The sequence below is a fragment of the Nostoc sp. DedQUE05 genome, assembly GCF_034530955.1.
Taxonomy (GTDB): domain Bacteria; phylum Cyanobacteriota; class Cyanobacteriia; order Cyanobacteriales; family Nostocaceae; genus Nostoc.
Genome location: NZ_JAVRCB010000033.1, coordinates 81,679 through 97,274, shown reverse-complemented (window position 1 = coordinate 97,274; position 15,596 = coordinate 81,679). Strand labels below are relative to the sequence as shown.

Here is a 15,596-nt window from a genome sequence, read left to right as displayed (position 1 = left end):
TGGGCATTGGGCATTGGGCATTGGGCATTGGGCATTGGGCATTGGGCATTGGGCATAGATTATTCTTCTTGTACCCCTGATACTCCCTTATTTTCCTCATGCCTGTACTGTCACCGGATGGCTAACAACACCTCCGTAAAGCAATCCAGAGTCATTCCACGGAACTGTACTCGGTTGTGTATTACCTAAATTGTCAGTAGCACGAGCCTGGAGAAAATATTCCCCAGGAAGTGGGTTCCATTCAATGTCCCAGCGTACCCACGCAAATGGAAAATTTGGTTCTCTCAGTCTTGCAAATTGCCAAGTTTTACCACCATCTAGGCTGACTTCCACACGGATAATTTTTCCTTTCCCAGACCAAGAACGTCCACGTAGTAAGTGGGTTTTAGCAGAAAGAGTAGCTGGCCATGCCAACTCGAAAGCGCTCTTAACATTTTGATAGGTAATCAGCTTACCTTTATATGGTGCGATCGCTGGGTAATCTGCACCAACTAGCACCATTTGCTCTGTTACCCACTGCGTATATATCGGTGTTTGGGAAACTTCAATTCGCTCAATCCATTTAACGTTGGCGTTTCCTCCCCAACCAGGGAATAACACACGGCACGGCTGACCATGATCTGGAGGTAATGGTTCTCCATTCATTGCGTAGACGACGAGCGAGTTATCTGCTAATGCTTTGCTAATTGGAACTACACTGCTGAACTTGGATTTATTTGTCTCCTTAGAGTCCAGCGAATCCACATCTGCACCCTCAACGAGTACGTCTTTCGCTGTGGATTTCAATCCAGCTCGCTCTAATAACATACCAAGTGGTACACCAGTCCACTCAGCCACACCAATAGCCCCAAGTCTCCACCGTGTTCCAGGGAGTGGTGTGTTGTAAGCCTCTTCAAAGAAGCGCCGACCGTTAGCAGCACATTCAATGGCACAAGTGACTGAGATGGATGGCATGGCGATGATTTGATCGTAAGTAAACTCACTAGGGGCAGAAACGCCAGTTCCATGAATTTGCAAACGCCATGTAGACGGATCAAAAGGGAGAGGTGCGCTGCGGTTGTGAACATAGAACCAATCATTTGGTACTAAATAACCACGCCCATACATCGCTTCCCAGTTCATCTCTAATGTACCTTTGCTATGAGAGATATACCCTGGTGGCAATGGCTTAAGTATTTTACTGCCTTTAGTTTTAATAGCTGCCTGACTGTGAGCAAGCGCAGGTTTAGCTAACCCCCCGATGGCTGTAGCGCCAACCATAGTAGCTAGTATTTTCAGAAAGCGCTGGCGCGAAATACCTGCATCTGTGCTTTTTTGCCAGATGCACTGTTCAACCCGTGCCTTTAGATAATCCTCTTGGTCAAAGAGGTTTTCATCGCTCAAGCTATTACCCCCTTGTAATTTATAATTCGTAATTCGTAATTAAGGCACAGAGTAATGAAGGGGCAAAGGGAGATGAAAGAGATAAGGGAGACAAGGAGAAAAACCAATGCCCAATGACGGCAGTTGCTCCACTTGGGGAGACCCCATCGCCCTTGGCGTCTCCCCTTGGGAGAAGACCGCACTGCCTCCCCCATGCCCAATGCCCTAAAAAACTAGCTGTTTATTGCTGTCCAAACACCAGTTATCGGATCTTGTGTGTAGTTAGGCAAATAGTGAGCTAATCCGTTTTTAGCTATTTGAGCGATCGCATTTATAAAGCGATCGCAATCTTCTAATGTATTATATACAGCAAAGCTGGCTCGGATAATACTAGGAATGTTCCGTGTAATTCCTCTGTCTACTTCTTGAGCAATCTCACAGTCTTGTTCGTCTGAAACATTCTTGAGTTTGCGAATGTATTCATAAGTGCAGAAAGCCCCAGCCCGAACCCCAATACCGTATTCTTGTGCCAAAATTTCTGCTACTAAGCGTCCGTCAAATCCATCAATATCAAAGGGAATAACATGGGCTAAATTATCTCCAGGAATATGTAATTTGACACCAGGAATCAGCCCAAGCCGTGTATATGTAAATTCAACTAGAGAGCGTTCATACTGAGCAATGCGATCGCGCCCTACTGCTTCGATAATTTCAATCGCCTTGGCAATAGCGATCGCACCCATTGCGTTTGGTGTTCCGGGGTCATGGGCCCGTTCTGTATAAAAACGCTTGATCTCTAGGTTTCTAGTGATATAAGGCAAGTTTCCACCCCCAATTTGATAAGGGTAGGAGCTATCAAAAAATTCTTTTGGCCCCAGCAAAACCCCGGTTCCATAAGGGGCATACATCTTGTGTCCAGAGAAAGCTACAAAATCTAAATGACATGGATCGTCATCAGCACACATATCGACTCGTTCATGCTGAATTAACTGACACACGTCAGCGAATATCTTCGCACCATACCGATGTGCTAAAGCTGCGATTTCGTAAATTGGTGGTCTATAACCTGTAATTGTCGAAGCACCTGTAATAGTTACTAACTTAATTTGCTCGGCTTCGGGGAGATTTTGGTGTGCCTTGAAGATATCTTCAATTTCTGCAATACTTACACTCCCATCTGGCTGTGTTCTGTACTGCACAACCTCGTCTCTAGTAACCCAAGGCAGCAGGTTAGATGAATGCTCGATATCAGAAACTAGAATTTTTCCAGGTTTTTTTGCCCAAAGTGTGGCAGCTCCATTAATTGCTTCTGTTGTATTCTTGGCAAAGATTACATAGTTATTTGAAGATGACCCGACAAAGTCACGAATGATGTTTCGACTGGCGTCATATTCTCGTGTAGTGATGATGGATTTTTGCCCAGAACCTCGATGTACGCTGCCATAGGTGTCAAGCATTTCGTCCACGTACTGCTTGAGGGTTGCAAAGGGTGTGGTTGTAGCTCCATTATCCAAGTTCACGTACTTGGCATAGTTTCCGTTAAGAGTTTTAACCTTGAAAGATAGAGACTCATCTGTAAATAACGGTCTGATTTCTTTGTCCCAAAAGCTGTCACAATTTTCTACAAACTGCGGTAATTTAGCATTCTCTTGCTTGATATTTGCGCTCATTGCAAGTATATCAGTCATCTTTAGCACCCCGATTTTAAATTTTGATTTTTTTGAAAAAGCCTAACTGCTGCAACACTTTATTTCGCGCTACAACCAGATTAATTTTCAGTAATTATGGTCTTTATAATTACTTTACTTATAGTAGAAACCGCGGTTATTACAATTATTCTTTAATAAAAAAATTAAAATTAGTATCCGTATTAATGCTCAACTTAAATATTTTTATCGTAAATTAATATACAGTGTAAATATTGTTATTAAGTAATAAAGTATACTTTAAACAATTTTATTCCAGTCATTAAACAAACTTGACGTATTGAAGATAAGTCGATCGAAAAGCTTATAACTAATAAAACCTGCAATTCCCTACTGGCAATGTATTTATCGAGAAAAAAGTCCTCACTAAGTTGAGATTACTCTTTAAAAAAGTTTTATATTTTACTTAAACGAATTGTTACGTCTTTATTAAGACTTTATAAGTATTTATTCGTATTGAGCGATATCTCTTAAGATTGCAGTTATAGCGAAAGCTCTTAGTTGTTTGCTGACATTAAATAGCGATCGCTTCGGATGAGAGAATTATCATTGAAGAGTAGATACTTGTACGGACATCTATATCTAAATCTAAGTACTCAATCAGGAATTACAAAATGTATTTCAGAAAAAATCATATTTTATATCTTAAGACAGATGCGATATTAAAAAATAAAGTATATTAAGGCAGTTTTTTATGTAAAAAACTTCATCAGCCAGCCAATACAGTTTAATTTTTAATGTATCGGGTTTCTCCTCGCTCTGGCCTATCTTCAAAGGCGGCCAGAGTTCCCCTTCCACCTCTTCTTGACGGGGCAGAGCATCATAATGTTATAACGGCATCAGTCTAGATACAAAATGGGGAACACCAATTGATAATTAATTGCTGGTGCTTGGAGAGAGTTAAACTTAGCTTCTAGAGCAAACCCTGATTAGACACAGTTGATAAGCAATGCTAATGCCAGCACTGCTAAATATTTTTAAGCAGGTGAGTCAAGAGTGATGAATGAAGCTGACACCTCAAACAAGGGGGCTGTGATGGAATCCCTAAATTCTGCTAATTCGCCACAATCAGAGCAGGCGAATTGTCCCTTTTACTCAGTTGTGCCTAATGACAATATGACAGTTAAGAAACTGCCACTCCTCATGCCAGCTGAAGATACACAATTTTCACAAGATACCACCCAGCAGGACTGGGTTGCAGAGCCTGAAAGCGGCAAACAAGCACTTATTGACTCGGAATTTCAAAAATTGCTGGCATTGAACGAAGAATTACGTGCGGCTAACAATAAATTGTATGAACAAGTGGAGCAGCTAAAAGACAACCTAGCTGAGTCAGAAAAGGTTTTGCAGTGGCAGAAAACGCGTTCTAGCGTTAGTGAGTCGATGCTCAACCAACACACTCAGGAACTAGCTGCGGCTCAAGAACAGATAAAATCTTTATTTCAACAATTAGAAACTGCTGTACAGACTGTTCAACGTCAGGAAATTTTCACTGATACTTATAAAGCACAGCTACAAATTAGCCAACAACGCCTAGCCCAGTTAGAGCGAGAATGTACGTTGCTACACACTAATAACAACGAACAATCTCAGCAGTTATTGCAATCAGAAAATGTTTGTCGGGAGTTACGTACTAGACTGATGCGACAACAACGCCAGACGCTGCAATTCAAAGCAGCTTTGGAAAAATGTCTAGATACCTCGGTTCCTAGCTATGACTCCTTAGAGGATGCTGCCAAACATCCTAAAGACATAACTAGTAGCCAAGGAAGATTTTCTAGAAAAGCTCGGTCTTTGTTTCCTAACGCCCAGCCAATTCAACCTTGGTCAGGAGAAGAAGAATCATTAAGTAACGATCTAGATAATTCTTGGGGTGAACCTTCAGCACCAATTCCATTCCAAAGAAATGAAGCTCCTGCAACACCGCCATCATCTCCTTGGAACTGGACAGTTAAGAAAGACACGCCAACACCAACACAACCCGCGCCATCTCCAAAAGTTGATGATCCAGATACAACTGAAGCGGTTTCACCTGCGGATTCATCAAATTTAGATCGGCAATTAGATAGTTTAATCCAAATGTTTTTCACCTCCCAGCCTGCATCTACATCACCACCACCTGCTGCGAAAACCGATGTTAGTGATGTGCCTATTTGGGAGACTTTAGCAACAATCTTAGAAGACGATGAGGAACTAGAAAATCCACACGAGGAAGATTTGAAGGCAGAAATTAATCCTTCTGCAACTACCTCTACTTCTTGGACGACGGATTCTGTGCTTTCACCAGCTAATAACTTACTGCTTTCCTCTAATCCATCTCACACCGAAACGCCTGTTGGAGAAACTGAAGACTACTGGTTAGAAGTTTCTCAATTGTCAGCAAGTGATTTGTCCTCAGAGTCATTAGGTGATAACACCAATGATGACAATTCACCTTCACCAGTAGTTTATCCCCAGCGCCCACCCAAGGGGCGTAAATCATTGGCATCTGTAGAACTGCCGAATTTTCGCCCCAAGAGTTAGGAGAGACGCGATTAATCGCGTCTGTACAAGTGATTAATGCCTAATGTTCCATGCTCCATTCCTAATTCAGAATTCTTGCTTCTGACTTCGGAATTATGGCTTCTGGGTTGGTTTTTGCTACCTGACTTGACGATCGCGGTTTGCCTGTGGCGATTGCATAATTAATCGCCAATAACCACAGCCACAAGCTTGGATTTCGGGGTTCTAGCCAAGAACCTACCCGGTTTAAGAAGCGCGGCAACCACGGGCTTAATAAAGCATTAACCAGGGCATGACGACCGAAGTTGAAATAACTACCAAGCCATCGCACTAAATCTCTAGGGCCAGCAAGTTCCCAAATCCATAAAAGCAAGGCAGGATTTTTCCTGGCTGCTTTCAGTGCTAAACGGTTAAAGGTTAACCAATCACACCGATCTTTGATGAAGTTATCTGCCACCTCTGGCGGTTCGTCTGCTAACAGCCCAAAAAAGGTATTGAGCATGGAGTTAATCCGTTGTGGTGGTAAAAATTTCCCTGTGGGAACCATCATCCCTTTGGAAAATAGCCAAGTCACAGAAACGTTGCTTTGGTAGGCGCGAATTTGGTTCAAGTGGCGGAAACTCAACAAGTCATGTTTGAGGGCAGTATCCAAGAGCGTTGTTAAGCGCTCTAAGTTGCGAACTAGGGAACCAAAACCGGTGAAAACGAGCGGAGATTGGAGTGATGCTGCATCACCAATCGCCATCAATCGATCGAAGGCAACTGTGCGATCGCGACTCCCCACACTAAAATGCCCTGGTATATACCCAAATGTCGGCTTTTTCCACACCAATTTGTCCATATCGCACCTGCGATACTCTGGCAAAATTGTGAAAAAGTCTTCGTACATCTCCAGCAAAGAACCGGGATTTTCAGCATTGACTTCGTGGTAATGAAATAAATAAATCGTCAGTTCCTTATCTGCTGCGGGAAACAATTCCCAAATTAACTGCCTTCCCCGCGAAATATCCCCATGACTGTAAAGAACATCCCCATATTGGGAATCCCATACCCCTGGTTCAAATCCGCTCTCAATTGCCGCTCCCACTGTCGGACAGACACTATCAAAGGCACGACCACCATTTAATTGCCAAGCGATGGGGGAGGCAGTTCCCATTGCATCTATTAGCAGTCGTCCACTTACTTGCTTCTCAATCTGACTGGGCAAGTGCTTGACTTGCAAAACTACCTGTGATATATCAATATCTGCACGGATAAATTCTGTTTCATCCCAAATTTCACCGCCTGCCGCTTGCAGTTTTTGCCCACACATTTGGAGCCATTTGTCGGAATCCAAGCCTAAATTTAGGACTGTGGGTGTGTGGAGGATGGGCGATCGCAGTTTGGCTGGATTATTAGCATCAAAAAACTTATTGAATCCGTCTTTGTATTCCCTGGCAATGATGGTTTCTAACTCAGCGGGGGTGAGTAAACCCAAGTTAACCAAGCTTTGAATCTCGTCGCGGGAAATATTCCATTCTCGGTTCATCCGCCCAAAGGGCATTCGTTCTACCAGCAAGACTTTATATCCGAGTTTTGCCATCAGTGCTGCATGGATTACGCCTAATGCGCCGCCAATGTAGATGATGTCGTACTGGGCATAGGGCATGGGGGATGGGGCATTGCTTATTTCCCCCCTGCTCCCCTGCTCCTCTGCTCCCTTGCTCCCCTGCTCCTCTGCTCCCCTGCTCCCCTGCGAAAACACCACTTGACGCGGCTGTTGCGGATTCCGCACCCCTTCGCGCCATCGTTGTTCCCACCAATAGGCACGAGTTAGGTCATATTCACCGTTGGGCATTTTCTGAAAATACTTGACGGTAAGGGGGTAAGTAGAGCCTAGTACGGTAAATATTGATTGCTGGGATAAATCAATTGTTGGCGGTTCTGGGTAATGATGCGGAAAACGGCTTCTGATTTCCTTGGTCAAGCGTTGCAGAATTTGTCCTTCACTGGGAAAAGGTTGTTCTGCCCAGCGAAACACTTTCAGATAGGTAGTTCGTTGCACCGACCAGACAAATACCGAAAGTTCTGTAGGCAAGTTTTCGGAAGGAGCCACTCCAGTATCTGTAGTAGCACTAGCTATTCTAAGGCGAAAGCCTTCCGAAGTAAGCACTTTTTCTCCATTTCCAGGTTCAAAATCTGTTTGTAACCAACTACGCACAGTTTCTGTTTCTGGAGTTGGAACTTCTAAATAAAGGATTTCTTTCATTTTTTCCTGACATCTCCCATCAATCTACTCACTAAGACAGATTTTCTTAAGGCATAAAGTAAGGTAAACTCCGCCCTATTAGTTTCGTAAAGATTCAGTGAAGAAATTTTAAGAGTTTGTCAAAGTTATTGTTCATTTTGTATTTCTGTAAACCCACGCCATGAATTATCCCATTCCAGACAGTCCCCAAGAAATTATTGCTCTGCGACAACAGCCAATTGATGAAGAACTAGTTGCCAGTGCGATCGCTGGAGTAATTAAAATTGTCCGCGCTCAGGGTCAATCTTTGGAAGAATTGACCGCTCAGTTGTTAGCAGACGATCCACTACTGGATCGGGAACAACGCCGCTGGTTAAGCCAATTAGTTGCCCAATCCTGGGAAAAGTTCTCCTAAAATCTTGCATAAAATGAAGTTTTGGTCGCAGCATTAGATTTCTATATCTGTACCTAAATGTTGGCGATGCCTGCGGCGGGCTGCGCCTACGCATTGTCGGTATAGGAGTAATAATAATGGTCAGTATGGGATTGGCAATTGGGTTACTATTTTTGTGTTCGTGGCACAGAAGCCACTAAATTAACCATATCAGCGTTTTACATTGCTTATAAATTTTACAATGTTCTGAAACAGAAAGACCTCTGCTTTACGCCAGAGGTCTTTTTTTGGGAGCAATCTTGATACTATTTGTTGAACAACGCCTCAACACATAAATTAATTGAGCGATCGCTAACTAAGTAAAAATAAATACATTTGCAAGCCTTGACAAAGAATAATCGTAGTCAGCGGCTCTAGCCATTTAAAATCTTATGCAGAGCGATAAATCGCTCACTACGAACAAAAGTTTTATCTCATAGCACAAGCCTTGGTGATTAGGACATCAACAGATGATAAAACTTAGACACAAAAAGACTTTTCACCCAGTCCCCAGTCCCCAGTCCCTTGCTATAGATTTAATGATGTCTACCGATTTATCTACTAACGATCGCTTTCAACCCATCAACCTTTTTGAGTACGAAAAGCTAGCAAAAGAATATCTATCTCAAACGACACTTGATTACTATAGCAGTGGTGCTTGGGACGAAATCACATTACGAGATAATCGTGCTGCCTTTGAGCGAGTCAAGCTGCGACCTCGAATATTAGTCGATGTGAGCGATCGCAATCTAAGTACCTCCATTTTAGGACAACCCCTGCAACTACCTTTGTTAATTGCACCGATGGCTTTTCAATGTCTAGCCCATCCAGACGGAGAAGTTGCCACGGCCTTAGCTGCTGCATCAGCTGGTGTGGGTATGGTGTTAAGTACAATGGCAACAAAGAGCATTGAAGAAGTGGCGACTGCATGTAATCAGTTTCCAGATTCTCTGCGATGGTTCCAGCTTTACATCCATAAAGATCGGGGATTAACTCGTGCTTTGGTAGAAAAAGCCTATAAAGCAGGCTACAAAGCACTTTGTCTCACTGTAGATGCACCCGTTCTCGGACAGCGCGAGAGAGATAGACGTAATGAATTTGCTTTACCTCAAGACTTACACCTGGCTAATCTTGCTAGTATCTCAGGACTAGATATTTCCCATGAAAAAGGCGAATCTGGATTATTTACTTACTTTGCCCAACAACTCAACCCAGCAGTCACTTGGGACGATTTGAAATGGTTGCAGTCTTTATCTCCACTACCTTTAATTATCAAAGGAGTTTTACGCCCAGATGATGCTGTGCGGGCTGTAGAATATGGAGCCAAAGCAATTGTTGTTTCTAATCATGGTGGCAGACAACTTGATGGTGCGATCGCTTCTTTAGATGCCCTCGCTGAAATAGTAGCCGCAGTGGATGGCAAGGTAGAAGTACTGTTGGATGGCGGCATTCGTAGAGGCACAGACATTCTCAAAGCTCTGGCATTAGGAGCAAAAGCAGTACTAATCGGACGACCTATATTGTGGGGACTAGCCATAGCAGGGCAAATCGGCGTATCTCATGTCATCTCGCTCCTACAAGATGAGTTAAATGTGGCAATGGCACTTAGCGGCTGTGCCAAAATGCAGGATATTGACCCTAGTTTATTAACCCTGCCACGCTTTTAGTCGGAGAACTGTTAGAAATGTGATTCCAGCAAAACTTTCAGAAATAATTTTCAGACTTGTTACAAAATCCCTTAATTAGAGTATACTAGTTAAGGTTAGATACAAGGGCGGGTGGCGGAATTGGTAGACGCACCACACTCAAAATGTGGCGGCCTTACGGTCATAGGAGTTCGATTCTCCTCCTGCCCACTACCAAACAAGTACTAAAGAGGTTAAAAACTTATGCGCCTGAAAAGATGGGAATCTCCCCGTAAAGAAGGCAGAAATGATAAAGGTAGAGGCGGTTCTGCTAGGAAGCGTCAACTAAAAAAACAAAGGCAAATGTTACGCCAAAGACTTAAAGAAAGTAACAAGCCAGACAATAGCAAAAACGATAGACCAGGGAAAGATAAATTTATCTTTCCCTTATTTTTTGGGCTTTTATTTCAGAAAAAAAGAAAATTTAGAGATTTTTCAATACAGACACTACATTATTAAATCTGTAATAAATTTGGAAATTATTATAAGAGAAAAGAAAATTATTATTCCTTAAAATATACTAAATTAATTCAACCTCTTAAGCGCATATTGACGTATAAAACCCGCAGATTAACTAGTTAGCATTTTACATTTATACTTAAGTAATTAAGTAGTGTATACTACTTAATATACAGTTTTTCTCTAGGAATTTATCGCAATTATAATGCTTGGATGAACTAACTGAAAATTAATTATGAAGGAAGTATGAATTTTGTCAAGCAGTGTCTAAAATCCTTAACATAAAACAGTAAGCTAGGACACAACAGTAAATAATTCTAGTATTACCGATTAAGCCAAAAGTATACTAAAAAGGCAATTGCACCTCCACGTGTTAACTTCCAACAATCACACAAGCTTACAAAAAGTCAGGAGTCATCCAATCTAAATATTAAATCGTTGTGATTGGTCTAGGTAATCTATGAATTGTTTTCTTGGATACAGGAGTTATTGATGGTGGCGAGAGTGCTTCTACCTACTAAAAAAGTGCTTGATTTTCCTATTACTGCTTTACGGTTTGACGAGCAGATACAAACAATACTGAAGTGGGCGAGTAGGCGTGAGAGTAAAACTGTATATGTAGCCAATGTACACATGCTCATTGAAGCCCATTGGAATCCAGAGTTTGCCATCGTATTGCGAAATGCAGATATAGTTACTCCTGATGGTATGCCTCTGGTGTGGATGATGCGAAAAATGGGAGCGCTTTACCAAGACCGTGTGGCAGGGATGGATATTTTTCTCGCCTTGTGTCAGCTAACTCAAACACAAAATCTGAGCATTTTCTTTGTAGGTTCCCAAACAGAAATTCTTTCTAGGATGCAAAACAGGTTAGAGAAAGAATTTCCGCAGATAAAGATTGCGGCAATGGAACCTCTACCCTTTCGTCCCCTAACTGAAATTGAAGACGAAGCCTTGGTTAAAAAGATTAACTCTAGTGGTGCTAGCGCTGTCTTAGTGTCTTTGGGATGTCCCAAACAAGAAAATTGGATAGCTCAACATAAGGGCAAAATACAAGCTGTAATGATTGGACTGGGTGGAGTTTTTCCAGTTTATGCCGGAATTCATAAGCGCGCACCCCGCATAGTTCGAGACTTAGGACTTGAATGGCTGTATCGATGGATTCAAGAACCGCGCCGACTTTGCGGCCGCTATGCTAAGACTATTCCACTCTTTATATGGCTGGCTACTAAGCAACTACTGTCATCAAGTCGGATTGCAGGGGTCTTCCTTCACGAGACTGGAGACTAAAGAAAAAGAAATAGGTTAAGACAGACTCAAAGCGGTTCATCATCAAGAGAACTAGACTTTAGATGCTAAGGAAAAAATCTTCTGCTTAAAGCACGAAGATTCAAGGGTTCACCTGAAGCGATGAAAGAATTCAAGTACAAGGATTCCCACCAATCACTATCCTGCTGTAAAAACCCATTATCTGAAATCAACTATTAAAGTACTTGACATTAACCCAGGACTAAGTGTTATATTAACCATAGTGAAATTATTGGGGCGTCGCCAAGTGGTAAGGCAGCGGGTTTTGGTCTCGCCATCCCTGGGTTCGAATCCTAGCGCCCCAGTTAATCTAAAGACAGGCATAGTAGCCTGTCTTTTAGAGTATTTAATTGAGTTTTTAAGATGTATTTCAATGCATCTAATTCTGTAAATGTTACTTATCAGGGGATTTGAGAGCTTGATCTAGGGTCTGCCTAGCTAGTTCTGCTTTAGCTCGCGCTTCTTGGTAACGCACATTAGCTTGGGCAAAGTTTTTGAGAACTTTAAAACCTTCCTTGAGTCGAGTCATTTCCTCTTCTGTCACCGAGTCATCAGTAAATAGAATATCAACAGCTTTACGAATTTCCAACGCTTCAGATCGTGACTCCTGAACTTTCAGTTTGAGCGTGGCCAGGTTACTCAGAATCTGGACAGCTTGTGTAATAGTATCTTCACCATTAGCAGTATCAATAGTTGACTCTTTTACCTCAATTAATTGTTGAGGGCCAAATCCTTCTTCCAGTTCCGTGGGTAGCTTACCTGCATCCATCAGTTCCATTAGCTGATCCATTGCTTTATCACGAGCTTTGGATGAATCTTTTCCAGAAACAGTAAGGATAATTTCTGGGCTTTGAGCGAGAGTGTATTGAACCATATTTGAGCAGTAAATTTGCTGATTTAACCAAGCTGAGGCAAGTAATTATATCATTTTGCGTGTCCGATCGTTTGTTGATTGTCTAGTCAATTAAAGAGTTGAAGACCGAACGTCAACACTTTGAATTTTGAATTGTTACCTCTATCCCAGCTAAGTCGCTCAAAATAAAACTTTATACTTAAGAAAAGGAATAATTTTCAATAGGAGGGGAGAGCAATGGCTCCCAGTCCCACCATCATGCAGGCTGTGGAACAACTGGGCTACCGTGTCACCGTTGGTGATGTGGCAACTCAGGCAGGATTGAACGTCGCTGAAGCTAATCAAAGCTTGTTAGCTCTGGCATCTGATGCTGGCGGGCATTTGCAGGTAGCGGATTCAGGTGATATAGTTTTCCTTTTTCCACAAAATTTTCGAGCAATTTTGCGTAATAAATACTTTCGGCTACGATTGCAGGAATGGTGGAAAAAAGTCTGGAGTGTTCTGTTTTACCTGATTCGCATTTCTTTTGGAATTTTCTTAACTGTTTCCATCGCTCTGATAACTGTTACCATCTTCATTATCATTACCTCTATCAATTCAGACCGTGACGGCGACAATCGGGGCAGTAATTCCGGCGGTGGAGGCTTCTTCTATTTTCCAAATTTATTTTGGTATCTTAGCCCAAATTATGACACCCACTATCAGGAACGCCGACCTGAAAGGCGGGAAGAAAGCAATCTGAATTTCTTTGAAGCTGTGTTTTCGTTTTTGTTTGGCGATGGTAATCCGAACGCCAACTTAGAAGAACGTCGCTGGCAAGAAATTGCTACGGTGATTCGGAGTAACCGTGGTGCAGTTGTAGCAGAACAAATTGCCCCATATTTGGATGACATTGGCGAAGGATACACAAAAGAGTACGAAGATTATATGCTGCCCGTTCTGACGCGGTTTAATGGGCAACCAGGGGTAAGTCCAGAAGGTCAAATTGTTTATTACTTCCCAGAATTGCAGGTGAGTGCAGTTAAAAAGCGCCGTCATGCAATATCAGATCGTTTAGAGGAATTTCCTTGGCGTTTTAGCGCGGCAAGTTCCGGGCAAATTATGCTGAGTGCTGGGTTAGGGATACTAAATTTTGTTGGTGCTTTAGTACTGGGAAGTTTATTGAGAGATGGAACTGTTGCCGTCCAGTTAGGTGGACTGGTAGCTTTTGTACAAGGAATTTATTGGCTGCTATTGGCTTACGGAGTAGGTTTTTTAGGTATACCGTTATTGCGTTATTTCTGGATTCAGTGGCGTAATCGCAAAATAGGCGATCGCAACCGCGATCGCCTTTCCAGAGCAAGGGTATTGGCAAGTCCTGATGCACTTTTGCAACAAAAAATCAACTATGCTCAACAATTTGCAACAGAAAAAGTCATTGGCAACGAAGATTTAGTGTATTCTAGCGAAACTGACTTACTCGACCAAGAAGTTGAACGTTCTGCAAAAATTGATGCTGAATGGCAACGGCGCTTAGAACGTGGGAGTGGGGAATAGGAAGCAGAGGGGCAGGGGAGCAGAGGAGCAGGGGAGCAGGGGAAGCAAGGGGACAAGGGGACAAGGGGACAAGGTGACAAGGTGACAAAAGTTTAGAACTTACAACAAGTCTTTCCCCTTGTCCCCAATTCTCCTTGTCTCCAAGTCCTCTTTCCAATGCCCAACGCCCAATCCCCAATCCCCAATCCCCAATCCCCAATCCCCAATCCCTGATTACTTCGCCTGAATTGGTGTTAGAGCTACACCTTGATAATAATGTCCCAAAATTTGCAGATGGTTCACTCCTTGCCGAGCCAGATTGTACGCCCCCCACTGACTCATACCTAAAGCATGACCATAGCCAAGCCCTTGTAGTACAAAACTACCATCAGCCCCCTTAGTGACGCTAAATTTGGTACTTTTTAACTTGAGGGCTGTTCGCACTTCTTCACCCTGTAGCACCTTCGTGCCCTTGTTACCGACAATTTTTAAAACTTTAACACTGCGAAAAGGTGAGTATGTCTCTGGAATCATCGCCGTCACGCTGCCCACTTCAGGAAATTTAGCGCTAATTTCACTGGGCGAGAAGGTTTTCACCCAATTACACTCGCGGATATTTTGATCGTAGTCTTGAACCGCACGTAGGTAAGGGAGGGTATTTCCCCAAACATCTTCTACGTTTTCGGTGTGTCCTCCAGAACAAGCGTGGAAGACTGAGAGAATAATCCGGTTTTTGTAAGTTAGTACTTGCCCTAGAGTAGAATCCACTGCGGCGTAAGTAGCAGGAGATTCACTGATGACACCTTTGTAAATTTGCCAGCGATCGGGGGTATTGCCTAAATCGTAAACGGGATTATTGCGTTGTCTTTCTCGTTCGTAGAGGGCGTAAGTGCGGGCTGCGATCGCTTGGGCTTTTAGTGCTTCTTGGGGCCAGCTAGCATCCATTTCGCCACCAAGAACGCTGTAGAGATATTCCTGGTCATCAACCCAGTTAACAGCCGTTAAACCTTTTTCTGTGGGGACAACCAGAGTTCTGCCTCGATACCAGCGATCGCCAATATAAACAAATCCTTTACCAGTTGGCTCAATCCAAAATAAACCAGACTGCCACTTATCTAAAGCAACTCCGCCAGGAACGGCTTGGGCATAATATGCGCTCATCGCTGGCAACTGTCCGAGAGTCCGGCCAGTACTATCCTTAACAATCCCAGTGGTGGAACTGCCTACTTTTACCTGATTAACACCCCTCTCAATTGCCACGCGTAAAATTACAGACGCTTGGGCTGGGGCAACCAAAGCAATCCACAAAAAGATACTTACCCACCAATAACGTACTTTAATCTGAGAAAATAAGGAGCCTAAGTAAAGTTGGAATTTCATACCGATCATCTAATCACACTAGTATCTAATTGACGCTCTGGATTATGGCGTCTACTACTTTAAGATGAGACAGTTCTCCAACGCGGGAGGTTGCCACCTCCTACTAATTATGCATTTTGCTTTAAATATAAGGTAGAAATCAGAAAAAGTGAATCGTCCAAATCTG

At 42.8% G+C, this 15,596-nt stretch carries 11 protein-coding genes and 2 tRNA genes; 8 read left to right on the top strand and 5 right to left on the bottom strand.

What is annotated here, in order from left to right:
• Positions 1-96: 96 nt before the first annotated feature.
• Together RMZ42_RS23225 and RMZ42_RS23220 are read right to left on the bottom strand one after the other, a co-directional pair.
• Positions 97-1,383: a sulfite oxidase gene (locus RMZ42_RS23225; protein WP_322673628.1), complete on the bottom strand. Its 1,287-nt coding sequence runs from the start codon at positions 1,381-1,383 to the stop codon at positions 97-99.
• A gap of 212 nt (positions 1,384-1,595) precedes the next feature.
• Entirely contained in the window at positions 1,596-3,050 is a 1,455-nt protein-coding gene (locus tag RMZ42_RS23220; RefSeq protein ID WP_322673627.1) for an aminotransferase class V-fold PLP-dependent enzyme, read from the bottom strand.
• A 1,017-nt stretch (positions 3,051-4,067) separates the two neighbouring features.
• Between RMZ42_RS23220 and RMZ42_RS23215 the strand changes: the two genes are divergently transcribed.
• The gene (locus RMZ42_RS23215; protein WP_322673633.1) at positions 4,068-5,591 is read left to right on the top strand and encodes a hypothetical protein; all 1,524 of its coding nucleotides are present in this window, start codon (positions 4,068-4,070) and stop codon (positions 5,589-5,591) included.
• Between the two features lie 61 nt (positions 5,592-5,652).
• Here RMZ42_RS23215 and RMZ42_RS23210 read toward each other — a convergent pair whose 3' ends face one another.
• Positions 5,653-7,818, bottom strand: a complete 2,166-nt coding sequence (locus RMZ42_RS23210; RefSeq protein WP_322673626.1) for a flavin-dependent dehydrogenase — start codon at positions 7,816-7,818, stop codon at positions 5,653-5,655.
• Positions 7,819-7,978: 160 nt separating this feature from the next.
• On the opposite strand from RMZ42_RS23210, the gene RMZ42_RS23205 reads away from it, so the two are divergent.
• The 6 genes from RMZ42_RS23205 to RMZ42_RS23180 all read left to right on the top strand — a co-directional run bounded on the left by RMZ42_RS23205 (position 7,979) and on the right by RMZ42_RS23180 (position 11,987).
• Positions 7,979-8,212 carry a hypothetical protein gene (locus RMZ42_RS23205; protein WP_322673625.1) on the top strand — a complete coding sequence of 78 codons (234 nt, stop codon included), beginning with the start codon at positions 7,979-7,981 and terminating at the stop codon, positions 8,210-8,212.
• A 560-nt stretch (positions 8,213-8,772) separates the two neighbouring features.
• Entirely contained in the window at positions 8,773-9,897 is a 1,125-nt protein-coding gene (locus RMZ42_RS23200) for an alpha-hydroxy acid oxidase (RefSeq protein ID WP_322673632.1), read from the top strand.
• Between the two features lie 105 nt (positions 9,898-10,002).
• A tRNA-Leu gene (locus RMZ42_RS23195) sits at positions 10,003-10,086 on the top strand.
• A gap of 33 nt (positions 10,087-10,119) precedes the next feature.
• On the top strand, positions 10,120-10,374 hold the full coding sequence (locus RMZ42_RS23190; protein ID WP_322673624.1) for a hypothetical protein: 255 nt from the start codon (positions 10,120-10,122) through the stop codon (positions 10,372-10,374).
• A gap of 492 nt (positions 10,375-10,866) precedes the next feature.
• Positions 10,867-11,664, top strand: a complete 798-nt coding sequence (locus RMZ42_RS23185) for a WecB/TagA/CpsF family glycosyltransferase (RefSeq protein ID WP_322673623.1) — start codon at positions 10,867-10,869, stop codon at positions 11,662-11,664.
• A gap of 251 nt (positions 11,665-11,915) precedes the next feature.
• Positions 11,916-11,987: transfer RNA gene (locus RMZ42_RS23180), tRNA-Gln, on the top strand.
• A gap of 89 nt (positions 11,988-12,076) precedes the next feature.
• Here the strand turns inward: RMZ42_RS23180 and RMZ42_RS23175 are convergent.
• On the bottom strand, positions 12,077-12,556 hold the full coding sequence (locus RMZ42_RS23175; RefSeq protein ID WP_322673622.1) for a hypothetical protein: 480 nt from the start codon (positions 12,554-12,556) through the stop codon (positions 12,077-12,079).
• 216 nt (positions 12,557-12,772) lie between these two features.
• Here RMZ42_RS23175 and RMZ42_RS23170 point away from each other — a divergent pair, with 216 nt between their 5' ends.
• Positions 12,773-14,071, top strand: a complete 1,299-nt coding sequence (locus RMZ42_RS23170; protein ID WP_322673621.1) for a hypothetical protein — start codon at positions 12,773-12,775, stop codon at positions 14,069-14,071.
• 213 nt (positions 14,072-14,284) lie between these two features.
• Here the strand turns inward: RMZ42_RS23170 and RMZ42_RS23165 are convergent, their stop codons facing one another.
• Positions 14,285-15,430 carry a SpoIID/LytB domain-containing protein gene (locus RMZ42_RS23165; RefSeq protein ID WP_322673620.1) on the bottom strand — a complete coding sequence of 382 codons (1,146 nt, stop codon included), beginning with the start codon at positions 15,428-15,430 and terminating at the stop codon, positions 14,285-14,287.
• Positions 15,431-15,596: the final 166 nt, after the last annotated feature.

Coding starts and splice junctions, on each gene's coding strand:
- RMZ42_RS23170 (WP_322673621.1), top strand. CDS start 12,773: ATGGCTCCCAGTCCCACCATCATGCAGGCTGTGGAACAACTGGGCTAC.
- RMZ42_RS23165 (WP_322673620.1), bottom strand. CDS start 15,430: ATGAAATTCCAACTTTACTTAGGCTCCTTATTTTCTCAGATTAAAGTA.
- RMZ42_RS23205 (WP_322673625.1), top strand. CDS start 7,979: ATGAATTATCCCATTCCAGACAGTCCCCAAGAAATTATTGCTCTGCGA.
- RMZ42_RS23200 (WP_322673632.1), top strand. CDS start 8,773: ATGTCTACCGATTTATCTACTAACGATCGCTTTCAACCCATCAACCTT.
- RMZ42_RS23215 (WP_322673633.1), top strand. CDS start 4,068: ATGAATGAAGCTGACACCTCAAACAAGGGGGCTGTGATGGAATCCCTA.
- RMZ42_RS23190 (WP_322673624.1), top strand. CDS start 10,120: ATGCGCCTGAAAAGATGGGAATCTCCCCGTAAAGAAGGCAGAAATGAT.
- RMZ42_RS23185 (WP_322673623.1), top strand. CDS start 10,867: ATGGTGGCGAGAGTGCTTCTACCTACTAAAAAAGTGCTTGATTTTCCT.
- RMZ42_RS23220 (WP_322673627.1), bottom strand. CDS start 3,050: ATGACTGATATACTTGCAATGAGCGCAAATATCAAGCAAGAGAATGCT.
- RMZ42_RS23175 (WP_322673622.1), bottom strand. CDS start 12,556: ATGGTTCAATACACTCTCGCTCAAAGCCCAGAAATTATCCTTACTGTT.
- RMZ42_RS23210 (WP_322673626.1), bottom strand. CDS start 7,818: ATGAAAGAAATCCTTTATTTAGAAGTTCCAACTCCAGAAACAGAAACT.